The sequence below is a fragment of the Sorangium aterium genome (genome assembly GCF_028368935.1).
In the GTDB taxonomy this organism is placed as follows: domain Bacteria; phylum Myxococcota_A; class Polyangia; order Polyangiales; family Polyangiaceae; genus Sorangium; species Sorangium atrum.
In genome coordinates this window covers 1394910-1418099 of the sequence record NZ_JAQNDK010000005.1, presented here as the reverse complement: position 1 = coordinate 1418099, position 23190 = coordinate 1394910, and the positions used below count along the sequence as shown (strand labels likewise).

At 72.6% G+C, this 23190-nt stretch carries 18 protein-coding genes; 9 read left to right on the top strand and 9 right to left on the bottom strand.

Features of this window, described 5'->3' with window-relative positions; translation table 11 throughout:
* Positions 1 to 224: 224 nt before the first annotated feature.
* The 3 genes from lepB (at position 225) to POL72_RS43635 (ending at position 3109) form a co-directional block, all read left to right on the top strand.
* Positions 225 to 1652, top strand: a complete 1428-nt coding sequence (gene lepB, locus POL72_RS51060; protein WP_272102818.1) for a signal peptidase I — start codon at positions 225 to 227, stop codon at positions 1650 to 1652.
* 288 nt (positions 1653 to 1940) lie between these two features.
* Entirely contained in the window at positions 1941 to 2915 is a 975-nt protein-coding gene (locus POL72_RS43640; protein ID WP_272102817.1) for a zinc-binding dehydrogenase, read from the top strand.
* Positions 2888 to 3109, top strand: coding sequence for a hypothetical protein (locus POL72_RS43635; protein WP_272102816.1), 222 nt, complete (start codon positions 2888 to 2890; stop codon positions 3107 to 3109). The genes POL72_RS43640 and POL72_RS43635 overlap by 28 nt, the downstream gene beginning before the upstream one ends.
* A gap of 5 nt (positions 3110 to 3114) precedes the next feature.
* On the opposite strand, the gene kbl is transcribed toward POL72_RS43635, so the two are convergent.
* Positions 3115 to 4269, bottom strand: coding sequence for a glycine C-acetyltransferase (gene kbl, locus POL72_RS43630; protein ID WP_272102815.1), 1155 nt, complete (start codon positions 4267 to 4269; stop codon positions 3115 to 3117).
* 329 nt (positions 4270 to 4598) lie between these two features.
* On the opposite strand from kbl, the gene POL72_RS43625 reads away from it, so the two are divergent.
* Both POL72_RS43625 and POL72_RS43620 read left to right on the top strand, forming a co-directional pair.
* Complete coding sequence (locus POL72_RS43625; RefSeq protein ID WP_272102814.1) at positions 4599 to 5663, top strand: NHL repeat-containing protein; 1065 nt, start codon at positions 4599 to 4601, stop codon at positions 5661 to 5663.
* A 32-nt stretch (positions 5664 to 5695) separates the two neighbouring features.
* Positions 5696 to 7108, top strand: coding sequence for a DUF4331 domain-containing protein (locus POL72_RS43620; protein WP_272102813.1), 1413 nt, complete (start codon positions 5696 to 5698; stop codon positions 7106 to 7108).
* 36 nt (positions 7109 to 7144) lie between these two features.
* On the opposite strand, the gene POL72_RS43615 is transcribed toward POL72_RS43620, so the two are convergent.
* Positions 7145 to 8170: a hypothetical protein gene (locus POL72_RS43615; RefSeq protein WP_272102812.1), complete on the bottom strand. Its 1026-nt coding sequence runs from the start codon at positions 8168 to 8170 to the stop codon at positions 7145 to 7147.
* 425 nt (positions 8171 to 8595) lie between these two features.
* Positions 8596 to 9054 carry a hypothetical protein gene (locus tag POL72_RS43610; protein ID WP_272102811.1) on the bottom strand — a complete coding sequence of 153 codons (459 nt, stop codon included), beginning with the start codon at positions 9052 to 9054 and terminating at the stop codon, positions 8596 to 8598.
* A gap of 14 nt (positions 9055 to 9068) precedes the next feature.
* On the opposite strand from POL72_RS43610, the gene POL72_RS43605 reads away from it, so the two are divergent.
* Complete coding sequence (locus tag POL72_RS43605) at positions 9069 to 10133, top strand: endonuclease/exonuclease/phosphatase family protein (RefSeq protein ID WP_272102810.1); 1065 nt, start codon at positions 9069 to 9071, stop codon at positions 10131 to 10133.
* A gap of 43 nt (positions 10134 to 10176) precedes the next feature.
* Here the strand turns inward: POL72_RS43605 and POL72_RS43600 are convergent, their stop codons facing one another.
* From POL72_RS43600 to POL72_RS43590, 3 genes are all read right to left on the bottom strand, one after another.
* Positions 10177 to 10890: a hypothetical protein gene (locus tag POL72_RS43600; protein ID WP_272102809.1), complete on the bottom strand. Its 714-nt coding sequence runs from the start codon at positions 10888 to 10890 to the stop codon at positions 10177 to 10179.
* 189 nt (positions 10891 to 11079) lie between these two features.
* Positions 11080 to 12117 carry a polysaccharide deacetylase family protein gene (locus POL72_RS43595; protein ID WP_272102808.1) on the bottom strand — a complete coding sequence of 346 codons (1038 nt, stop codon included), beginning with the start codon at positions 12115 to 12117 and terminating at the stop codon, positions 11080 to 11082.
* 1161 nt (positions 12118 to 13278) lie between these two features.
* Positions 13279 to 14019: a ComF family protein gene (locus POL72_RS43590; RefSeq protein WP_272102807.1), complete on the bottom strand. Its 741-nt coding sequence runs from the start codon at positions 14017 to 14019 to the stop codon at positions 13279 to 13281.
* A 153-nt stretch (positions 14020 to 14172) separates the two neighbouring features.
* On the opposite strand from POL72_RS43590, the gene POL72_RS43585 reads away from it, so the two are divergent.
* From POL72_RS43585 to POL72_RS43575, 3 genes are all read left to right on the top strand, one after another.
* A complete protein-coding gene (locus tag POL72_RS43585; RefSeq protein ID WP_272102806.1) occupies positions 14173 to 17145 on the top strand; it encodes a GYF domain-containing protein in 2973 nt (990 codons plus the stop codon).
* Complete coding sequence (locus tag POL72_RS43580; protein WP_272102805.1) at positions 17136 to 17984, top strand: hypothetical protein; 849 nt, start codon at positions 17136 to 17138, stop codon at positions 17982 to 17984. The genes POL72_RS43585 and POL72_RS43580 overlap by 10 nt, the downstream gene beginning before the upstream one ends.
* 234 nt (positions 17985 to 18218) lie before the next feature.
* The gene (locus POL72_RS43575; RefSeq protein ID WP_272102804.1) at positions 18219 to 19688 is read left to right on the top strand and encodes an alginate export family protein; all 1470 of its coding nucleotides are present in this window, start codon (positions 18219 to 18221) and stop codon (positions 19686 to 19688) included.
* A 151-nt stretch (positions 19689 to 19839) separates the two neighbouring features.
* On the opposite strand, the gene ftsH is transcribed toward POL72_RS43575, so the two are convergent.
* From ftsH to POL72_RS43560, 3 genes are all read right to left on the bottom strand, one after another.
* Entirely contained in the window at positions 19840 to 21786 is a 1947-nt protein-coding gene (gene ftsH, locus POL72_RS43570) for an ATP-dependent zinc metalloprotease FtsH (protein WP_272102803.1), read from the bottom strand.
* Between the two features lie 164 nt (positions 21787 to 21950).
* Complete coding sequence (gene tilS, locus POL72_RS43565) at positions 21951 to 22952, bottom strand: tRNA lysidine(34) synthetase TilS (RefSeq protein ID WP_272102802.1); 1002 nt, start codon at positions 22950 to 22952, stop codon at positions 21951 to 21953.
* Positions 22949 to 23185 (bottom strand): hypothetical protein, encoded by a 237-nt coding sequence (locus tag POL72_RS43560; RefSeq protein WP_272102801.1) that lies wholly within the window; start codon positions 23183 to 23185, stop codon positions 22949 to 22951. The genes tilS and POL72_RS43560 overlap by 4 nt, the downstream gene beginning before the upstream one ends.
* Between the last annotated feature and the right edge of the window lie 5 nt (positions 23186 to 23190).

Sequence of the window (23190 nt, the reverse complement as noted above, 5' to 3'; positions counted from 1 at the left end):
GCGACGAGGGCGAACGAGGACACGCGGGCGACGACGCCGACGGACCGCGCGTCGCCCGCCGTGCCTGCGCACTTGCCGCGGCGAGGGGCGGCGTATACATAAGCTCTCTCTTGCCGCCGCGCCCCGATGATCAACCCCAGAGCGTCCCGTCGGTCGCGGCCAGTCGGTCCGCAAGCTCGGAGTTCAAACCCTCGATGAGGGGAAGCGCGAGCTCGGAGCCGCGCGTGAGCGCGGCCAAGGCGACCGGCGGCGCGGACCCGCGCTCGACTGGCAGCTCTCCTCCGCCAGGGGGCAGGGACGGCCGGGCGCCGCTGCGCTTCCTGTTCCACCTCGTGTGGATCTGCATCGTTCCCTTCGCGCTCGCGGTCCTGAACGTCTGGCTGCTCACCCCGCCGGCGGGAGGGAGCTCCCAGCCGCTCCGGGTCTTCGTCGGCGAGCAGCAGATCCCGGCCGGCATCGTGCTCTTCACGATCTTCGCGATGGTCCTCTGGCGGTTCCGCCACGAGCTGCCGTTCGCGTCGGCGATCGGCGTCGGCGGCCGCCGGGACATCCCGCCGAAGGCGCGCGCTCGCTTCGAGGACGCCGCGGCGCTCCTCGAGGAGGCCAACCGGATCCTGCGCAGCCGCAAGCGTGACGTCGAGCGCGAGCTGACGACCGGCGAGCGCGAGCAGGTGACGCAGGCGATCGCGGCCCTCGAGCGCGCGATGAGCGCCGACACGTTCGACGCCGACGAGTTCGACGCCGCGCACAGCCGCGCCGATCGCGCGGTCGGCGAGCACCTCGGCCGCTGGCGCAAGGGCGAGATGCGCGAGTACGCGGAGTCGATCGGCATCGCCGTGGCCGTCGCGCTCCTCCTGCGCGCCTTCGTCGTCGAGGCGTTCAAGATCCCGAGCGGCTCGATGATCCCGACCCTCATGGTCGGCGACCACATCTTCGTCAACAAGTTCACCTACGGCCCGCTCATCCCCTGGACCGACCAGCGCCTCTTCCCTCGCCTGCCACCGTCGCGCGGGGACGTGATGGTGTTCAAGTTCCCGGAGAACAAGGAGCAGGACTTCATCAAGCGGACGATCGCCGTCCCTGGCGACACGCTGGAGGCGATCAACGGCCGCCCCGTCATCAACGGCTGGCTCGTCCCCCACTGTCACGTCGGCCCCTACCACTACGAGGGCCGGCAAGCGGAGCTGTTCGTCGAGTACCTCGGAGACAAGTCGTACTTCACGCTCTACGAGAAGAACCCCGACGGCATGATGTGCGTGGAGAGCGATGACTGCACGCCGGGCTCCACGTGCCGGGGCGGCATCTGCGGCGATCTCCAGGGCCCCTTCAAGGTGGCCGCCGACGAGGCGTGGGTGATGGGCGACAACCGCAACAACAGCCACGACTCGCGCAGCTGGCGCGGCGGGCTCGGCGCGGGCGTGCCCTTCGATCACATCAAGGGTCGCGCGATGTTCGTGTGGATGAGCTTCGGCCCCGGCGGCGGCATCGCGCAGGATCGCCTCTTCGTGAACGTCATGGGGCGCCCGAAGCTCCCCGGCGCCCACGAGGCGGCCCTGCACGACGGCCTCGACAAATGCCTCCGCGAGCGGCCCCCCGTCTCCGAGACGACCCCGCCGCCCCCGCCCGCGCGCCCTCAGTCCAAGCGCCGCTGAAGCCCCGTCAGCAGCGCGTGGGAGCGCGGTCTCCCCCCCACGCGCGTGTGCGGTCCCGCCGCCTCGCGGTCGACGCGGCGAGTCATCCGCTTCAGGGCGACGGTGCAGACGGTGCGCCCGGGGCGCCGCGAGATCGAGCCGAAGAGGCCGAGCGAGACGCCGGAGACGCGATCAACCTGAGCGCAATTTTCTAGTGGGCGCTCGCTCGTTCACGCGCCACGCTTCACGTGCCCGAGGCGCCCGTGCGCCAGCTGCGTGCGCCTCGAACCCCGAACAGGAGCCAGGTGCATGAGCGACGCGATGTGGGCGCTGACGTACAACCGCGAGAAGCAGCCGTGGGAGTCCACCGTCGGGCTGTCCAAGGATCAGGTCGAGCGCCCAGCGATCGATGAGGCGAGGGACTACCACGACCGCGCGAGCGTCCTCGTCAAGCCGATCATGACGGGCTTCTGCGGCTCGGATCGCGGCATCTGGTTCCGCAGCGCCTTCAAGGACATGATCCTCTCGTCGCTCGAGCGCGATCGGAAGGCGACGCGCACGATCGGCCACGAGCTGCTCGGCCGCGTGGTCGATCTCGGGACCGACGCGCGCCGGTCCTTCGGGCTGGAGGTCGGCGACATCGTGTCGACCGAGAGCCACATCGCCTGCGGCGCCTGCTACCAGTGCCGCGTCGGCGACACCCACGTGTGCGCGGACGACAAGATCATCGGGATCAGCGAGGATGGCTGCTTCGCCGAGCTCGTCAAGCTGCCCGCGAAGAACCTGTGGCGCACCGACATCGCGAGGATCCGGCCCGAGGTCGCCGCGGTGCAGGAGCCGTTCGGCAACGCCGTGCACGCGTGCACCAAGGTGAACCTCCGCGGCAAGCGCGTGGCCATCTTCGGCTGCGGCACCATCGGCCTGTTCGCGATCGCGATCGCCCGCGCGATGGGGGCGATCTACGTCATCGGCGTGGAGCCGGCGGAGCGGAACGCCGAGATGGCCCGCCGCCTGGGCGCCGACGCCGTCCTGCGCCCGCACCGGGCGAGCCCCGAGCGGCCCCACGCGAGCGATCCCGAGCTGACGGAGCGGGTGCGGAAGCTCACGGACGGCGTGGGCGTCGACGTCGTGCTCGAGATGAGCGGCGTGAACAGCAGCGTCAACAACGCGATCCACGCGGCGAGGCGCGGGGGCGACGTGATCCTCTTCGGCCTGAAGAGCGGCGACGCGGTGATCGGAACTTCGATCGCCTCATCGTGGACGGCATCAGCCTCCACAGCGTGATCGGCCGGCGCATCTTCGAGACGTGGCACATCACGCGCCACCTGCTCGAGTCGCGCGATCCGAACATCCACGACCTCATCTGGGAGGTCATCCTGAACCGGGGCGAGGGGACGGTGTTCGACTTCGAGGACTACGACGCGGCGGCCTTCCAGGAGGCGATCTCGAGCCACCCGAAGGTGATCCTCCGGTACTGAGCCGCTCAGGCGACGACGCCGAGGCGCCCGCCGACCCGCCGGAAGGCGTCGATCGCCTGATCGACGTGCTCGGGCTCGTGCGCGGCCGAGAGCTGCACCCGGATGCGGGCCTGGCCCTTCGGCACGACGGGGTACGAGAAGCCGATCACATAGATGCCCTCGGCGAGCAGCGCCTTCGCCATCTCGTTCGCGAGCTGCGCCTCGCCCAGCATGATGGGCACGATCGGGTGGGGGCCGGGCTTGATGGTGAAGCCGACCTGCGTCATCCCCTGCCGGAACCGGCGCGCGTTCTCCATCACCCGCATGCGCAGCGAGGGCTCCGCGTCGATGAGGTCGAAGACGGCGATCGAGGCGCCGGCGATGGCCGGGGCGAGCGTGTTGGAGAACAGGTACGGCCGCGATCGCTGCCGGAGCAGGTCGACGATCGGCTGCCGGCCGGTCGTGAAGCCGCCGCTCGCCCCGCCCAGCGCCTTGCCCAGGGTGGAGGTGATCACGTCGACGCGGTGCATGACCCCGCAGAGCTCCGCGGTCCCGCGGCCCGTCGGCCCGATGAACCCGGTCGCGTGCGAGTCGTCGACCATCACCATCGCGCGGTACTTGTCGGCGAGATCGCAGATGGTATCGAGCTTGGCCAGGTACCCGTCCATCGAGAACACGCCGTCGGTGGCGATGAGCCGGAGCCGCTTGCCGGCCGTCGCGCGGAGGATGTCCTCGAGGGCGGCCATGTCCCCGTTCGGGTAGCGGTGCCGCTCGGCCTTGCAGAGGCGGATACCGTCGATGATCGACGCGTGGTTCAGCGCGTCCGAGATGACGGCGTCCTCCTCGCCGAGGAGCGTCTCGAAGAGGCCGCCGTTCGCGTCGAAGCACGACGAGTAGAGGATGGCGTCCTCGGTGCCGAAGAAGCGGGCGATCCGGGACTCCAGCCGGCGGTGGAGGTCCTGCGTGCCGCAGATGAAGCGCACGCTGGAGAGGCCGAAGCCGTGCGTGTCGATTGCCTCCTTCGCCGCCGCGATGACCGCCGGGTGCGACGACAGGCCAAGGTAGTTGTTCGCGCAGAAGTTGAGGACCCCGGCGCCACCTTCGGTCCGGATCACCGGCCCCTGCGGCGTCGCGAGGATCCGCTCTTCCTTGTAGAGACCCGCCGCACGGATGTCCTCCAACGCCCGTACGTACAGTGACCGAGCGACATCGAACATGACTTCGTTATAAAACGGGGCAGTCAGCGGGTCGACGGGGGAACGGCGTCCGGGCGGCGGCGCTGCTCATGGGCCTGAGCGCCGGCAGGCGACCCCGGACACGAGAGGCAGGGTGCACGCGGCTTTGTCGCGCGCAGCCCGGCCGGGGCCTACTCGATCCGGGAGCCCCATGGCAGAACGGGCAGCGTCCAGCGCCGCGCGATCGCCGTGCGGCTCGCGTCGCGTGCGCCAGCGTGCGCCAGCGCGCGCCGCGCGAGCCGAGCGCACGAACGGCGCCCTCGGGAGGAGCAGGCATGACGGAAGCCAGGGGGGACTTCCGGCGGAGCGCCGGTGTGCTGTGCGCTGTCGCGTCGCTCGCGGCCGCCGCGAGCAACCCGGGCTGCAGCCGCGCGGAGGATCCGCCCGGACGGACCAGCGCGAGCTCCACCGGAGGTGCGCCAGGCACAACTGCGGCGAGCGGTACGGGAGGCGGGGGCGGCGCGGGGGGTGATGCTCCCTATGCGGTCTCGCCGCTCGTCCCGGCGATCGCGTTCGACGCGACGCCGGATGCCGGCGGAGCTTACGTATACTTCACAGGCCTCGGCGCGGACGGCAGGGCCGGCGTCTTCAGGATCGGCGCGCAAGGCGGCGCCGGCGCCGCCGAGATCGCGGCCGGGCCGCCGCTCGTCGCGCCGCTCGGGATCGCGACGAGCGCGGACGGCGGTCGCCTCTTCGTGGCCGACCCAGGCGCGGGCGGCCCGGCGCTCGACGACGCGGGCGCCCTCTTCGCGATCGACCTGCCCGACGGCGCGGTCGCCCCGATCGACGGCGGCGAGGGGCTGCAGGCGCGCGGCCTCGAGGTCGCCCGCGGCGCGGACAACGAGGAGCGGATCATCTTCTCGGGGCGCGATCGCGACGACGGCCAGCCCGGCGTGTTCTCGCTGCCGGCGCGCGGCGGCGAGGTGTCGGCGCTCGCCAAGGGGAGCCCGCTGGTCGACCCGAGCGGGATCGCGGTCGCCGGCCCGGGCGACATCTTCGTTTGCGACACCCTCGCGAGCCCCGACAAGACGGCGACCATCTTCAGGATCGAGGACGGCTTCGTGAGCCCGTTCGCGACCGGGCTCCACGTCGGTTATCCGTGCGGCATCGCGCTGACGCGCGACGACGCGGCGCTGCTCGTGCTCACGCGCGACCCGACCCGAGGCGCCGACGAGGTCGTATGGATCGAGGTGGCGTCCGGGGCGCGGTCGGCGACGGCCGCCGGCGCGCCTGGCCACGACGAGCCCGGGGGGCTGCACCGGGCGAGGGGCGCCGACGTCTTCGCGTTCGTCGATCACAGGGCCCAGGAGCAAGGCTCGGTGTTCCTGCTCAGGCAATGAGCCGCAGAGGAGCGATGGAAGGACCCGCACGCATGATCCACCGACCGTCGCGCGCCGTCGCCGTCTTCACGGCGACCGTCGCGCTCAGCGCGCCCGGCCTCGCCGCGGCGTCGAGCCACCGCGAGGCGCCGGCCATCGCGAGGGATCCGGCCGCCGACAACACCGACCTGTACGCGTGGGTGGAAGGCGGCAACCTCGTGATCCTCGCGAGCTACATTCCGCTCGAGGAGCCCGCCAGCGGGCCGAACTTCCACGGCTTCTCGGACGACGTGCTCTACGAGGTGCACGTCGCGCGCGGGCCGTCGAGCCTCGAGGACGCGCTGACCTATCAGTTCCGGTTCTCGACGAGGCCGTACCCGGCGGCGGATCCGGCGGGGATCACGCCGGCGCCGAGCGGCGGCAACGAGTTCTTCTCGCAGCTCGCCGGCGGGGAGCAGACGTACACCGTGACGAAGATCGAGGGCGGAGCGTCGACCGTGCTCCTGAGGGACGCCCCGGTCGCGCCGCCGAACATCGGGAGGAGGACGAACCAGCTCGCCTACCGGATCACGGGCGGCGGTTACCCGGCCTTCGCGACGTCCTCGAAGTTCCTCAAGCAGATGGCGGGCGGCGCGGGGCGCGCCTGGGCCGGGCCGCGCGACGACGGGTACTACGCGGATCTCGGCCGCGCGTCCGATCTGGCGGGGCTGTGCCCGCTCCTCGCGGCGCCGAACCCGTCGTGTACCGCGCGCGACAACCTCGCCGGCTTCAACGTCCACACGCTCGCGCTCGAGATCCCGCTCGCCGCGGTCAACGGCGGCGCGGAGCCGACGCCGGGGCCGAGCGACCGGCAGACGCTCGGCATCTGGGCCTCCGCGAGCCGCCGCAAGGTGCGGATCCTGCGCGCGAACGGCAAGGAAGACGGCCTCGGTCCCTGGGTCCAGGTCTCGCGTGTCGGCCTGCCGCTGATCAACACCTGGATCATCGGCCTGCAGGACAAGGACAAGTACAACCGCGCGCACCCGCGCGACGATCTCGCCAACTTCGGGGCCTATTTCCTGAACCCGATCCTGGTGCGCGACGCCGAGTTCGCCGGGCTCTACCAGGCAGGCCAGCCGCTCGCGGCCTTCGATCCCGAGGCGCTGAAGCAGGGCCGGTCCGACCTCATCGACACCTTCAACCTGAAGCCCGCGAGCCTCGGAGGGCACAACCTGGAGACCTTCGGCGACGTGCTCCGGATCGATCTGGGCATGCCGTCGGGCTTCCCGAACGGCCGGGCGCTGGTCCCCGGCGCGGATCACGAGCAGACCGACGTCACCGACGCGGTGCTCACGCTCATGCTGACCGGCGCGCTCGGCACGACGGCGGGGGACGGCGTCGCCGCGAACGACGCGCGCTTCCTCCCGGCCTTCCCCTACCTCGCGACGGCCTGGGAGGGCGCGACCCAGGGCCACTTCCGGCCCTGAGCCGCCCGACGTGGCGCCGCGCGCGGAGCTCGCCTGTCACGGCGCCGCGCATCGCATCCCGCACGCGCCGCCTGCGGCGGCCCCGCGCCCTCGTCGAACGCACGCGGAGCGGCACTCGCCGTCGCGCGTGCAGGCCTCGCCCTCGGCCTTCGGCGCCGCGCAGCGCCCGTCCACGCACCGCGCGCCGGCCGCGCAGAGCCCGCCGATGCAGGCAGCGCCGGCGGGGGGCAGCGCCGCCTCGCTGCAGCGCGCGTCGACGCAGCGGCGGCCCCGCCCGCAGGCCGCGTGGGCCTCGCAGCGGCCGCCGAGCGGGACGTCATCCGCGCACGCGCGGCCGGCGCAGTGGCCGTGGCACTCGGGGTGCGCCTCGGCGTAGCGCGTCTGCCGGGTGACCGAGGCCAGCGCGTCGACCGAGAGGCCGCAGGGCCCCACGGCGCGCGGGGCGCGGCAGGTGCCCGCGTCGGTGGGGCCGGCGCCATCGCAGCGCAGCCCGCCCGCGCACTCGAGCGACGACCGGCACCGGGCCCCCTCGTCGAGCGCGCCCTGCACGATCCCCTCGCACGCGGGCGGGACCGGGGCGGCGAGCGGAGAGACCCAGTCGCACCCGTCGAGCGACCGTTCCATCGCCTCGACACAGCGGCCCACCTCGTCGGTCGACAGCGTCACCGCGCGCGTGCGCACCGCGAGGCTCAGCGCGCGCGCACACTCGGCGGCGGCGTGGAAGCCCGCAGCGCCGCCGCAGCACGCCGCCTTGCGCCGCGCGGGCAACGCGTGAAGCGCGTCGCACAGCCGGGCCGCGAGCGGCTCCGGCGCGCCCTCGGCCTTCCCGTAGACGGGGGTGATCTCGTCGCCCGGCGGGTTATCCGCAGGCCACGTCGGCGAGGGCGCCGCGGCCGCGTCCGCCTCCGGCGAGGGCGCCGCGGTCGCGCCCGCATCCGGTGAGGACGCCGCGGTCGCATCCGCCTCCGGCGAGGTGCGGCGAGCACACGCGGCGCAGAGGTGCAGGATCAGCGTCGCGGCGCAGAGCCGCTGCAGGCGGTCGCCATCCGTCTGGACAGGCAATGCGATCTCCTCCGCGCTGCGCGCTGCTGGTCGATCGATCGAACGATGCGCTGGAGCGGCGAGCTTGCCGGCGCAGACCGGCGAGGCAAGCTCTTTCGCGATCGGATCGAGCCTGTGACGCCCCCGAGAGAGCCGCGGCGCGCCCAGGGCGGAGCGCCAGCGCGAGGCGAGGTCAGCGCTCCGATGCTGCGACGAGCGGCTCGCGGGACGAGGACGACGCGCTCGCGCTCGGGGCGCTCAGCGACGCCGCCCTCGATCTCGGCGCCTTCCAGGTCGCGGCCCAAGCGGCGCAGCGGATGGTCGACGAGCGGCCCGGCGCGCTGACGGTTCGTGCGAGGAGCGGCGCGCGAGGCGCGCTGGGGGCGAGCACGCGAGGCGTGCCTTGTGGTGAGAGCTCGCGAGTCCGGCCGAGCGGCGACTCGATGTCAGGTGTCGTATTTCACTGTCGACGGGACCACCATCGGTGGAGGGGCGATCGCAGGTTGCGACGGCGCCGGGGCGGACTCATCGGTAGGACCCGAGCCTGGCTGGCTCTTCGGTGGCTGGCCGTGGAGCTCCCGCAGCCGGGCGGGCGCGGGCTCGATCGCTGTCGGGGCCTCTTCTCCTCCCGCCTCGACCTCCGCTGTGGGGGGCACGCTCACGGCGGGCGGCGGCGGGACGAACATCCTCGGCACCTGGATGGAGCGGGCGATCGACGCGACCTCCGGGAAGCTCGTGGCCATCCGCTCGACAAACGCCGCACGGGCCGCATCATCGGGGGCGCTCGCCGAGGCCTTCGCGACCCGCAGCGCCGACCAGAGCTCATAATACCAGGCGGAGAGGGAGGCATGCGCTTCCAGCAGGTCACGAATGGTATCCTCGGAAACGATGATGTTCTTGCCCATGGGCGAGAGGATACATGACCGAGCGACGCCTCCCACCTCGTTCGAGCGGCCCAACACCGGCGGAGCAGGCGCCGGACCCGACCTCGGCGCGCGCGGCGCCCGGCGCTCTCCGCGGCCCCGGGACACCGGGCGACGGCGGTACGCCGCTCAGGATCGTCACCTATAACGTCCGCTACTTCGGGCACGGCACGCGGGGCATCGCCTCGACGAGCGCCGCCATCACCCGGATCGCGACGACGCTCGCGCGGATGTCCCCGCTGCCCGATCTCGTGTGCCTCCAGGAGGTCGAGACCCAGTCGCTGAGGTCCTCGACGATGAACCCGCGGTGGCACCCGGAGGAGACCCAGCTCGATCGCCTGATGACCGAGCTGCACGCGGCGCTGGCGCAGGCAGAGCGGCGCGAGCGCTACGTCGCCTACTACTTCCCCGCGCACGCCTACAGGCTTACCTCGCGGACGAACATCTACACGACCGGGCTCGCGGTGCTCGCGCGCGACACATTCCACATCGGACACCACAACGCGGAGCGCCCGCACGACATCACCCATCGGCGGGGGGTCAAGAGCCTGAAGCAGACGCGCATCTGCGCGCACGTGTCGTTCGAGCACGAGAGCGGGCTGAGCTTCGATGTGTTCAACACCCACCTCAGCCTGCCGAGCGTGTTCTCGCGGGAGTTCTGGACCGGCGAGGCGCGGATGGGGTTCGGGCCGAATCAGATCGAGGAGGCGAGGGTGCTCGCCGATTTCGTCCGCCGCGAGCGCCGGAGCGACAATTTCGTGGTGGTCGGCGACTTCAACTCGCTGCCAGGCTCGCCGGTCGATCGCTTCCTGCGCGAGGAGATCGGCTTCGTTGACGCGTTCGCCAAGGTACGATGCCTCTCCGAGACGGAGGCGCGCGCCTTCCCGACGGCCGGCTTCATGAACCTCCGCATGCACCTCGACCACGTCTACTCGTCCGAGCGCCTCGAGTGGCTGGACTTCACGGGCACGCACCCGTTCGGGCACAAGGGCGCGTTCGCAGGGCTGTCCGATCACGTCCCCCTGATCGCGCGCTGCCGCCTGCCGGGCGCCGCCGGCTGACCGCCGCGCCGCGCAGGAGCCCCGGGCGCGGCGCGCCGGCCGCTCACCCCGGCAGCCAGAGCAGGTCGTCCATGATGGGCTCGAGGCACGCGGAGATCTGGGGGCCGAGATCACCGCCGCACGCGAGCTTGCCGAAGCAGGCGCGGACCGCGTGCCGACCGCGGCTGTTCATCGCGCCGATCGCCCGCTCGAGCTGCGGGCCGAGGCCTTCCTCAAGGCTCTGCCGGCAGGTGTCGTAGTCGAGGTCTCCGCACCCGGCGAGGCGGCCGCAGAGGACGGCCATGTACGGCGCCAGATCGGCGCGCGGGAGCGTGGTGGCCGTCATGGCCTCGGAGCCGCAGCGGCTCACCTCCTCCGCATAGGCGGCGGTGAAGGGATCGCCATCGAAGCGCCGCAGCGCCGCCAGCGAGCACTCCGAGGTCGCGCGGAGCATCTTCGGCGAGGCCATCGTCGTCATCTGCGTGCACTGGTCGAACTTCGGCCAGCCCTTCGCCTGATCGGTGGCCCGCTGGTAGAGCTCCTCGAGGTACACGCACCAGGCGCGCTGGGCCTCGCGCTGCTCGCGCTGCTCGACGCTCGCCCCCCGCGCGCCCTGCCCATCGGACGATGCCTGCGCGGGCCGCGCGGGCGCCTTCACGGAGGCGGCGGGCGTCGACGCGCCGCCGCATCCCGACGCGAGGGCCACAGAGATCAGCGAGGCCGCGCCGAGCATCGAGGCGGCGGCGCGGAAGCTGCGTTCATGGATTGTGCCTTTCACGGGAGCCCCCCTTCGTCGAACAGGCTGCGCAGCAGCTTTCGTGGCCCATCGAGGCCATGCGCGTGCAGAACCGGACCAGCGACGTGCACGTGCACAGCCCAGGCCACACGCGCGCCGGCCGAGGCGGCGTCGAGCGAGCGGAGGCGCTCGGGGTGCGCGGCGGCGGATCGGCGCGCGGTCTTTGCTCGATCAGCGGCTGGCCCGAGAGCCGGGCCGCTGGCCGATGAGCAGCTTGAGCTTGAAGAGCGCGCCGATCTGCCCGCGGTCCATGGCGATGCGCGGGAAGTTCAGGGGGTCGAAGGACGAGAGCATGCAAAGGCCGGAGTTGTTGGTGAAGCCGATCTCGAAGCCGGCGTCCTTCACGGCGCGAGGGAAGGCGCCGCACAGGCTGTATCCGACGGGGTACGCGACCGCATACACGGCCTCGTTCAGGGCGTCGGAGAGCACGCGGCGGGAGCGCGCAAGATCGCGAGTGGCCTCTTCGGGCGAGAGCGTCTGGAGGACACGATGGCTGTGCGAGTGCGACTGCACGTCCATGCCCGCCCGCCGCAGCGCCCCGATGTGGTTCCAGTCCATGATCGTCCTGGTCGCGAGCGCGCGCTCCTCGCCGAGGTCGATCGACACCCCCGTGGCGCGCTCGATCTCGTCCCAGAGGCGCCCGATGTCGACCCCGGAGGTGTGCTTGATGGTCTGGCAGACGAGCATCGCCGCGGCGATCGGGTCGCGCAGCGGCTCGAGCACGAGCGTCGCTGGGTAGGCGATCTCGACGCGCGCCCGGCGGCACCGGTGCATGAGGAGCGCGACGCGATCCCACCAGAAGAGGCGGCCCCTGTCGGGGAACTCGGTGGCGATGAAGAACGTGGCCGGGACCCCCGCGCGCTCGAGGAGGGGCAACGCGACGTCGTGGTTGTCACGGTAGCCGTCGTCGAACGCGACCATGACGGGGTTCGGCGGGAGCTTCCGGCCCTTCGCGAGGAGCCGCACATCCCGGAGGGACACCACGGTGCCGTGCGTCTTGATGACCGCGAGCTGCTCCTCGAACTCGCGCGCGCTCACCTCGGCGACCCCTGGATCGAGCTCGTCCACCTCCGAGACGTCCGCGATGCGGTGGTAGGTGAACACGGAGAGCACGGGCAGCCGGAGCTTCGCGCGCAGCCAGAGGAAGCGATCCAGGAGCCCGAGGGTGTCGAGCACCCCGGCGGCCAGCACACGACGACCGCGCGGCAACCTCCTGCGAATCCACGTCAGTGGATGTGCGACGACGTACACGCATGTATTCCAGCACACAATCAGCGTTCGTGCTTGCTCTCGCGGTGGGCTCCGACGGCGAAGCTCCTGCGCGTCCGGCGGGCGGGCCGCCGACCGGGGAATCCGGTGCGGCAGCGATCCCGCTAAAGTGGCGCCCGATGTTCTTGACGGACAAGGAGGTATCCCAACCTGGGTCGGACGTGCCTCAACCTGCGGATGTGCCTCAACCTGGGTCGGCCAGCGTGAAGGTGCCTCAACCCGGGTCGGCCAGCGTGGACGTACCTCATCAACCTCAACCTGGATCGGGCATGCCTCAACCTGGGCCGGCCAGCGTGGACGTACCTCAACCTCAACCTGAGTCGGGCGTGCCTCAACCTGGGTCGGCCGGCGTGGACGTACCTCAACCTCAACCTGGGTCGGGCGTGCCTCAACCTGGGTCAGGCGTGGGCGTGCCTCAACCTGGGTCGGACGAGGGCCCCCCGTCGAAGCCGCCCTCGCCTCAACCTGGTTCGGTCTCGCCCCAAGCCGGTTCAGCCGAGGCCCCTCTGTCGAAGCCGCTCTCGCCGCTCGGCACCGCCGCGGTTGCGCTCGCGACTGCAACCATCCTGTTTGCGCTGGGGGTCTACACCGTCGAGACGAGCCTGCCCCAATTGGCGGCACACGGCCGAGCGTCTCGACCGGCGACCGTGGTCACCGGCAGTCCTGTAAGCATCACCGCTGTGGCTTCAAAGCAAGCGGCCGTCCCCGTGCAGCTGGCAGCCGCGCCCCCGGCGAGCGCGACCGACGCCACCGCGCAGCCGACGCCGACCGCATCCCCGACGCCACGTGCTGAGGCCGCGGCGCCTCCAGCATTGCCAGCCTCCGAGGCCGCGGCACCTCCAGCACTACCCGCTATCGAAACGGCAACCCTTCAACAGCAGACATCCGTCGACGCTGCAGCGACGACTCTGCCAACCCCGCGAAAGGGCCACGGCCTGCTCAAGATCAGCTCCTCCCGGAACGCGACCGTCTACGTGACGGGCGTGCCGGTAGGGCCCAGCGATCGACCCGTCGAGGTACGCTGCGGGCGCTTTTTCGTTCGACTGGGCGAGCCGACGCGCGACGGCACGCGGTGGCTCACCGAAGGCAGGACCGTCCGCGTCAAGTGCGGTGAGCTGACGGAGGTGAGCTTCTGAGCTCGCCCGCCCCGCTCTCGGCCGTCGCGAGGACGAGGTAGATCACCGAAGCTGCGCCCGCGCCAAGGAGCGCATCTCGACACGCGGCGAGCGTGGCCCCCGTGGTGGCCACGTCATCGATGAGCGCGACCCTCCGGCGCTGGACGCGCTCTGGCGCGCGCACGCGAAACGCACCCGCCACGTTCTGCAGGCGGACGTCGCGCGGGAGCTGCGCCTGCTGCGCGGTGGGACGGACACGGCAGAGGGCCCGCGGGGCGAAGGACACCGCGAGTCCGTCAGCGACGTGCGCGGCCAGCAGGGCCGCCTGGTTGTACCCGCGCTCGGCGAGACGGCGCGGATGCAGCGGCACCGGGACAACCAGATCGACGCGCACCTCCGCGTCGCGCGCCGCGCAGAGCATCAACCGGCCGAGTGGGCGCGCGAGATCGGGGCGATCTCCATACTTGAAGCGCCGGATCCCCTCCGCGACCGCCCCTCCAAACGGAGCGAACGCGACGAGAGGCGTCCCCGCCGCGGCGCGCGTGCCCGCCCCCCCTCGCGGGGCCCCACCTGCGTAGGGCAGGGAGGTCTGCGCGCAACCGGCGCAGAATACCGAGGCATCGTCGATCGGGGTGTCACAGCCCGCACAGGCCGGCGGGCTGAGCGTGCGCGCAGCGGCGGCGAGCACGGAGCGGACTGCGGCGACGAGGGCGCGGGAAGGGCTCATGAGCGACCAGCGCGATCTTCGTCGTGAGTGGACGTGCGGTTGCGTGGGCGCACGAAAGAAGATCTCTTTGCAAACGACGCGCGGTACGATCGCGATCGTCGTGGTTCACGTCCTGAAATTCCGGCGCTCTACCAGCTGGCGGAGGGGCCCCCGTTGAGCGCGTGGAGATGGACGGATGAGCGCGGCGTCCAGCGGAGCCTGAGCACCGCCGAGCTGCGCAGCGCGCTGTCTGCGGGGATCATTCCAGGCTCCACGCTCGTCTGGCGCAAGGGCATGGACGCCTGGGCGCCCGCGTCCAGGCAGCCTGAGCTCGCCGATGCCGCCCAGCTCCGGCGCAAGCCCGAGGCGCGCACCGTCGCGCCCGAGAGGCCAGCCGCCGGGGCCGAAGAGGCCGCTCGCGAGGACGGGGCGGCGCTGGAGATCGAGCTCATCGAGGATCTGGGTCCGGCGCCCGCGCGCAGCGGCCAGCCCATCGGTCCGGCGCCCGCGGAGAGGTCCGCGAACGGGCGGAAGCCGGCGGCGCAGCAGGCGACCCGGGCGACCACGCGACCGCAGCCGCCTCCCCCGCCGCCGCGCAAGCGCGAGTCCATGCGGACGCTCACGGGCGTCGAGGCGCCGGCAGACGCGCCGGCCAGCGGACAGAACGCGCCGATCGTCGTGCCAGCCGCGGGCGGAACGTTCGATGCGGGGGTCGCCCGCGCGATCACCCAGCTGCCCCGTTACGACGGTCCCTCGCCCGGAGACCAGGGAACGACCGAGATCCCGCGCGCGCCCAAGCTCCCCTCGGGGGCGGAGGAACCCGAGGAGACCTCGGCGGGTCAGCGCCCTGCCGCAGACGCAGGCAGCGCCGCGGGCGATGCCGGCGCGACGGCGGACGGCGATCCACCGGCGCCGCCGAGGCGCGCGGCGGGCGCGGCTGCGCCCAGCAGGCCGGGGGCAGCTGCGCCCAGCAGGCCGGGTGCAGCGCCGAGGGCCGCGGGCGGTACGACGTCGCGCGCGGAGGCGAGACCGCCCCGGCCCCCGCCTCTCCCCCTCGATCGCGACGCGGCGCTGACGGGCGCTGCGCCGCAGAACGATGGGCGCGGCGGAGCGACGACCGGCGCCGATCAAGGCGCCGGCAAGCCCCTCTCGGCGACGCCGCCGGCGCCCTCGAGCCCCGGCCGCGCCACGAAGCGCCCTGCGCCTACGGGGAAGCGCTCCGTGCCGCCACCTCCAGTTCCGGTCCGGTTCCCCGCGGTCGCCGCGAAGCGGCCTGCGGGCCCGCGGGCGCCTGACGCATCGGATCAGACGGCGGCCGGCGCAAAGGCCCTCGTCCGTCTCGGAGCGCTCCCCGCGCCGCCGCCGCGCCCCCCCGCGGACGCGCCCCGCGCCACGCCCTTGGCAGCAGCGCCCCCCTCGCCGTCGGCCTCGCTGGCAGCTCCGACCTTGCCCATCGCCGCGCCGGCCCCGCCGGCCGACGCTGCGCCTGTCACGGGCGCCGTCCCCACGGCGATGGCGTCACCAGGATCGCGCCCTGCGAGCCCAGCGACCTCCACCGACGGTCCCTCGCCCCGCAGCGCCGAGGACGCGCCGGCTGGCGACGGCCGCGAGCCCGCGGCGAGCCGCGATCGCGGCGACGCCCCGGAGCCCTCCACCACGGTGCTGCACCGCGAGACCCCGGAGCTCCCCGGGCCGCCCGTGCCCAGCGAGACGAAGCGCTCTCCTCTGGCCGCCGAGGCGCCGATGGGGCGCCGCGAGTACGCGACGATCCCGTCGGTCGGCGTCGGATCGAGCGCGTCGCAGGGGCACCCGGCGATGCGCTCGTGGCCAGGGCTGCCAGGGCTGCCGAACCCGCAGCGCAGCCCGGCGGCTGCCGACGCGCTCCAGACCTCGGGCCAGCGCTCGGATCGCGGCTCCGTCCCTGGATCGGGCAACGGCCCGCCAGCGCTCAACCCGCGCGCGCTCGCGGCGCGACGCGGCGACGGCAAGGGGCTCTCTGCAGCCGTGACCGTGCCGGTCTCGTCGCTCATCGGCCTCTGCGGGGCGGCGCTGCTCATGAGCGTCGTCGCCTTCTTCGCGGGCCGCCGCTCCGTCATGACCGCGCGGCAGCCGGTCGGGACGGCGCGCACGGCGCTCGGCGCAGCGCAGGACGCCGCGCGCTCGGCGATCCCCGTCCCGCCGAAGCCCTGCTGGGTGGCGCGTCAGCCCCAGCCATGGGCGCCGCTCGTTGCGAAGAGCATCCCCTTCGAGGTCACGGCAACGAAGGGCGGCAAGCTCGTGGTGGGGTACGCGAAGAGCCCCATGGAGGCCGTCGGCCTCGAGATCGATCCCGCGACCGGGGAGCGGAGCGAGCGGTTCTCGAACCGGGAGGCCGCCGACATCGTGAGCATCTCGCCGGTCGAGGAGCGCTTCACCGTCCTCACGGCCGCGCAGCAGGCCATCCGCTCCCCCGTCAGCGTGCCGGGGCCGAGATCGTTCGTCGTCGGTCTGGCGAACGGCGCTCTGGTGGCGGCCGATGCCCCCGACGCCGCCCCCTCCCCGCTCTGGCCGGTGCAAGGTGATGAGCCGCTCGAGGCGCCGCGCGCGCTCGCGGCCGGCTCCGGCGGCTACGCCGTCGCGTTCCGCCGCGAGAAGGCCGTGTGGGCAGGCTGGCTCGACGCCGAGCGCAAGCCCGTCGGCGAGCTCACCCGGGTGACCGGCTCGGGAGGCTCGATCGGCAAGCCATCGCTCGGATGGAACGAGCGCGCGCTCGCCGTCGTCTTTGCCGATCGGCCAGCGGATGGGCGATGGGAGATCCGCGCCGGGCAGGCCGCTCCCGGTACCATCCCCGGGTCGACCCAGGTGATCCCGCTCCCCTCCGGCGGCCCCGGGGGAGACGCCTTCGCGCCGGATATCGCGGGGCTCGGCGATGGACGCTGGCTCCTCGTGTGGACCGAAGGCCCTCCGGGGAGCCGCGCCATGCGCGCGCAGACCCTGGCCGCCGACTTCTCCCCGATCGGGGATCCGATTGCGCTCTCGCCGCCGGCCGGCAACTTCGGGCAAGGCGTGCTCGGCGTGTCGTCGCGCTCCGGTTACGTGGGCGTGGTGTTCCTCTCGAAGCCTGCCGCGAGCTACGAGCTCTGGGGGGTCATCCTCCAATGTGGATGACAAGGCCGCCGGAGCGCGCGAGCCGGCTCCGCGCGGCGGCGCTCGCGCTGCTGCTGGTCGCGCCGCCCGCGCCCTTGCTCGCCGCGTGCACCGCGCAGGTCTCGCTGCTCGATCAGGGGCGGGCCCTGCGCACGGGCAAGCAGCCCTACGACGAGTTCTTCGAGGCCGCCCGGGCGCTCCGCGACGAGTCGCTGAAGACCGAGGAGCTCTCGAACGCGGCGCCGGCCGAGCTCTCGCGCGCGCTGGGGCTCGATCCGAGATCGGACCGCAAGGCGGCGCTCGAAGCGGCGCGCGCGCGCGCCGCGGAGCTCCGCGCGGCGGGCGTGCTGCTCCAGGTCGAGCTCGTGCCAGAAGCGCGGATCGTGAGCGCCCGAGGCGGGCGCGCGCTGGACGCGGAGGACAGGGACACCATCGCTGCGTTCGAGGCGTCCTTGAAGAGCTCCCTCGCGACGTCGAAGCAGCTCGGCGAGCTCTCGAACCGCGCCGCGGAGCTCGAGAAGAAGCGGGCGTCGCTGGCGGCCGCATGGGCCGAGGCGCTCGCGGACGATCCGCAGCGCCGCGAGGTGAAGCACGAGCTCGAGGCGGCCGAGCGCGTGATCGCGGAGGCGGGCGCGGCCGCGGATCGACACGCCGGCAGGGCGTCCAAGCTCGCGCTCGATCTGGTGCTCGCCGTCGATTCGGGCGACGCTCCGGCGCGGCGGGGCGCGGCGAGCCGACCGCCTCCGAGGCAGCCCGCCGCGAGCGTGAAGTCGCCGCCGCGGCGCGGGAGCAGCGCAGGGGCCGCCCCGAAGCCACCCAAGCCGCCGGTGTCGCGCGGCGAGGACGATTTCGATCCCTGACGTCGGCGGCCAGGCGCATGGCGCTTGGTGCACGCCGCATGGCGCGCGGCACGCCAGCTGTCCCCGCCGGACGCCGGGGCCGTCGGGAAGGAGCGGAGCCGCTTCCCCACTTGTCCGACGCGCATCGGGACGCCTATCCTCCGCGAGCGATCCAGGAGCGCCGCCCGCCCGAACGCCGCGGTCCTGGCCGCACATCTGCAGTCCGACGACCCCGCGCACCGGCCCTCTTCGCTGATGATCCGATCCCTGCCGTTCGCCTCCATCGCTCTGGGATCGGCGCTCCTCGCGCTCACGTTCGCGCCCAGAAGGGCGGCGGCGCAGGCGTCGCCGCAGTCGGAGGGCCTGGCCGTCGGCGGGTTCACGTTCCGCCCCTCGGTGGAGCTCCGGCTCCGCGGAGAGTTCCGCCGGTACCCGGTCGACACGGGCGGCGACGTCTACAGCTCGAACGCGGTGCTCGCCGAGGGCTTCGGAGGCGCGCTGCCGCCGCTCAGCGACACCGGCAACGTCGTCAAGACGCAGTGGTTCTTCGCCCAGCGCGCCCGCCTCGGGCTGACCGTCGAGCGCGGCCCCGTCACGGGCGTCGTCACGCTGCAGGACGCGCGGCTCTGGGGGAACGACGACGCGATCTTCGTCGGGCCGGGCGAGCCGGCCCTCCCGGAGACGGCGCCCTACGAGGCGTACATCGATCTGCACACACGCTCGGGACGCCGCGCCTTCGTCCGGCTGGGCCGGCAGCGGATCGCGTGGGGCGATGGCCGCCTGGTCGGAGCGGACGACGAGACGCTCACCGGGCGATCGCTCGATGCGGTGCGCGCAGGGCTGCAGCTCGGCAACGTCGACATCGAGGCGATGGCCGTGCTCCTCGCTGCGCCGGGAGGCGCTCCGCCCGAGGTGGCAGGGACGCGCAAGCCCATCGCCGCCGGGACAGGGGCCCAGCTCTACGGCCTGAACGCGATCTGGCGGGTCGCTCCCCTGCTCCACCTCGAGGCCACGGCGCTCGCGCGCATCACCCGGGAGCCGCGCCCGACCTGGCTGACGCCCGGCGACACCGTCGTCCTCGACGCGCGCGTCTCCGGCGACCGCCGGGGCTTTCGCTACGCGCTCGAGGGGGCGTACGAGCTCGGCCGCGTGGCCACGTTCGCGGCCGACCGCGCTCTCGGCGCGTTCGCGGCCGCAGCGCGGGCAGAGCTCGAGACGGCGCTCCCCGCGCACCTCACCTTCAGCGCCCGCGGCGCCTACGCGACGGGCGACGATGGCGCGCTCGAGGTGGGCGAGGCGCAGCGCCGCTTCGATCCGATCCTGCCCGACGCGCAGGACAACCACGGCCCCATGGGGCTCTACGCGTGGTCCAACGTGATCGAGGGGGGCGGAAGCGTCCGCGCCTCGCCCTTCGAGCCGCTGACGGTCTCCGCCGGATACACGTTCGTCGGCCTCGCCTCTCCAACAGGCAGGTGGGTGACGGCGCGCCTCCTCCCCGTCGGCGCCGCCAGCGACAACGAGAGCCGGACGCTGGGCCACGAGATCGATCTCTCGCTCGCCTTGCAGCCATGGGAGCCGCTGCGGCTCGCGCTCGGCTACGGCCTGTTCATCTTCGGTGACGGCGCCAAGGCGATCTTCACGAGCGCGAACCGCGCGCACGACGACGGCCGCCCGGCCGATCTGCAGCAGTGGGCGTTCCTGCAGGCAACGCTGACCGCCCCCTGAGGCGATCCGGGGAGCGCGCCGGCCGCGCGCGGCGCTCTTCTGATGGGGCAGGGAATCGAGGGGACTCGGGGCGCCGCGCCATCCCGCGCGGCGCCGCAAGCGCGTTGGGGGTGCCGCCCGAGGCGTCGGGCGCCACCCCTGCGCTCCGGGATCAGGTGCTCGGGGCGGGCTTCGGGGTGCCGAAGATGCTGGCCGCGCGGCGCTTCTCCTTGGCGGCGCGATCCCGATCGCTGTAGCTCGGGATCACGACGCGCTGGCGCTGCGGCAGCTCGCGGCCCCCGACGATGGCGTCGACCTCCTCGGCGTCCAGCGTCTCGCGCTCGAGGAGCGCCGTGGCGAGCCGCTCGAGGATCTCGCGGTTGTCCGTGAGGAGCTGCCGCGCCTCCGCGTGGGCGTCGAGGATGAACCGCCGCACCTCGTCGTCGATCTGGTTGGCGATCGTCTCCGAGTAGTCGCGGCGCCGGCTCGTGAAATCGCGCCCGAGGAACACGCTCTCCTCGTCCGCGCCGTACGAGATCGGCCCGATCACGTCGCTCATGCCGAACTCGGTCACCATGCGCCGCGCGAGGTTCGACGCCTGCTTGATGTCGTTGCCCGCGCCCGTCGTGAACTGGCCGAACACGATCTCCTCCGCCACGCGGCCGCCCATCAGCACCGACAGCCGCGCCTTGGCGAAGTCGCGCGACATGCTGAGCCGGTCCTCCTTCGGCAGCTGCTGCGTGAGGCCGAGCGCCGGGCCGCGCGGGATGATCGTCACCTTGTGGACCGGATCCGAGAACTTCTCCAGGAGCTTCGCGACGAGCGCGTGCCCGGCCTCGTGGTAGGCCGTGGTCCGCTTCTCCTCGTCGCTGATGACCATGCTGCGGCGCTCGGCGCCCATCAGCACCTTGTCCTTGGCCATCTCGAAGTCGACCATCGTGACGACGTCCTTGTCCTGACGCGCCGCGAGCAGGGCCGCCTCGTTAACGAGGTTCTCGATGTCGGCGCCGACGAACCCGGGCGTGCCCCGCGCCAGGATCTCCATGTCGACATCCGGACCGAGCGGGACCTTCTTCGTATGCACCCGGAGGATGCCCTCGCGTCCGCGCACGTCGGGGCGGTTCACGACGATGCGCCGGTCGAAGCGGCCAGGCCGCAGGATCGCAGGGTCGAGGACGTCGGGGCGGTTCGTCGCGGCGACGATGATCACGCCCTCGTTCGACTCGAAGCCGTCCATCTCGACGAGCAGCTGGTTCAACGTCTGCTCGCGCTCGTCATGACCGCCGCCGAGCCCCGCGCCGCGGTGGCGGCCGACCGCGTCGATCTCATCGATGAAGATGATGCACGGCGCGTGCTTCTTGCCCTGCTCGAACAGGTCGCGCACCCGGCTCGCGCCGACGCCGACGAACATCTCGACGAAATCCGAGCCGGAGATCGAGAAGAACGGCACGCCCGCCTCGCCGGCGATCGCGCGCGCGAGGAGCGTCTTGCCCGTCCCGGGGGGGCCCATCATCAGGACGCCCTTGGGGATCCGGCCGCCGAGCTTCTGGAACTTCTTCGGGTCCTTGAGGAACGCGATGATCTCCTCGAGCTCGTCCTTCGCCTCGTCGATGCCCGCGACGTCGGCGAACGTCACCTTGTTCTGCGCCTCGCTGAGCAGCCGCGCGCGCGACTTGCCGAAGCTCATCGCCTTGCCGCCGCCGGCCTGGAGCTGGCGCATGAACAGATAGAACATCACGAGCAGGAAGACCGTCGGCAGGAGGTACATGATCGCCCCCGGCCAGAACGGCGACGTCTCTTCCTTCTCGAAGAACACCGCGACCTTGTTGTCGACGATCGTCTTCGTGATCTCGTCGGCGTTGTCAGGCCCGATCGTGACCTTCTTCGTCTTCGTCCCGCTCTTCGGGTCCTTGACCCAGAAGGTGTACTCGCGGTCCTTGATCGTGACCGACTCGACGTGCGGATCCTTGTCCTTGGCCTCGACCTGGACCTGGGCCATGAACTCGCTGAACGCGACTTGTGTGGCGGGCCGGGAATCCGGGCTCAAGAACTGCCAGATCGCCAAGAACATCATGATCAGCAGAACCCAGAGCAGCAGCGTCTTGTGCGATTGCTTCACGAGGACCCTCTAAGCTCGCGGCGGCGAGCCGGCGTGTACTGAAATTGTACGCGTGTTCCAGTCAGCATGCCACCCGTCGGCTCGGTCGTCGACCGCAGGTCTCCACCGTGGTGACGCAGCGAAAAAAGGGGACTCGACAGGGGCCGCGGGTGGGGTGCATGCGGTCAGGTCCCGCGACGTGCAGACCCGTCCTCGATAAGCACGCTGGACTCCTCTGGAAAGCCCACGGCGATGTCTTTGCCGCCGCGAACGCGGACGCGCAGCGGCCGCCCCAGCTTGCGAGCCCGCTCGATCGCGAATCGCTGCGCCCGACCGAGCGGAATCGACAGCGGCTCGCTGCCGTCGAGGACGTCTGGATCGCCGCCATGCGGCCGATCTCGCCCGGCGACGAGCATGTCCGAGAGCGCGCAGAGGTGCTCGACGATGGCCGGCGACAGGTCCTCGAGGAGCGGGAGGAGCTCGCGGCGGACGCGGACGCGCGTGAAACGAGGATCCCTGTTGCTGGGATCCTCGGCGAACGCCAGTCGATGTCGGCCGAGGTGGGCGAGGACGTCGGCGCGGCGGGCCTGGAGCAAGGGGCGGATGAGCTCGATGCTCGCCGCCGACCCCGGCTCCTGGTCCTGGCACGCCGCGCCAGCGGCGTCGGACGGGAGCCGGGCGCGCGGCGGCAGGACGGCGAGCCCACGGGGCCCCGCGCCCCGTAGCAGGCGCAAGAGCACCGTCTCTGCCCGGTCGTCCGCGGTGTGGCCTGTCGCGATCGCGCGGGCGCCGCACGCCGCCGCTGCAGCCGCCAGCGCGGCCAACCGGGCGGCGCGCGCCCTGGCCTGGAGGTTCGCGCCGGGAGCCACGTCCACGCGGGTCTCGGCGTAAGGAACCCCGAGCTGCTCGGACAGGTCGCGCGCGATCGCGAGCTCGGCCGCGGCCGCGGCGCGGAGGCCGTGGTCCACGCCATGCGCGACCACCTCGTGGCCGATCCGCCGCCGGAGCAGCGCCAGGACGTGCAGCAGCGCGGTCGAGTCGGGGCCTCCGGAGCAGGCGCAGAGCACGACCTCGCCTCGAGCGAGCAGCCTCTCGTCCCGGATCAGCCGCTCGGCGAGGCGGATCAGCGACGGGGGGTGCGACCGGCCCCGCCTGGGCGGCGGGGGAGGTCCGGCAGGAGGGCTCATCGCAGCTCGAACGCTTTGCAGAAGATGATCTCGTCGCGCCCCTCGAGCGAGGTGCTCAGGTGCGGCGCGACCGGGTAGCCAAGCGAGCAACGAGGCCCGCAGCCAGGCGGCCCGGCGCCCGCCTCATCGGGGTCGGGGGCCACCGGATCGAACGAGGCGCAATCGGGGCAGGCGAACACGAGACGATAGCGCCGCGCCTCTTCGCGGAGTCGATCGTCGAGGTGGTGAATCATCCCCG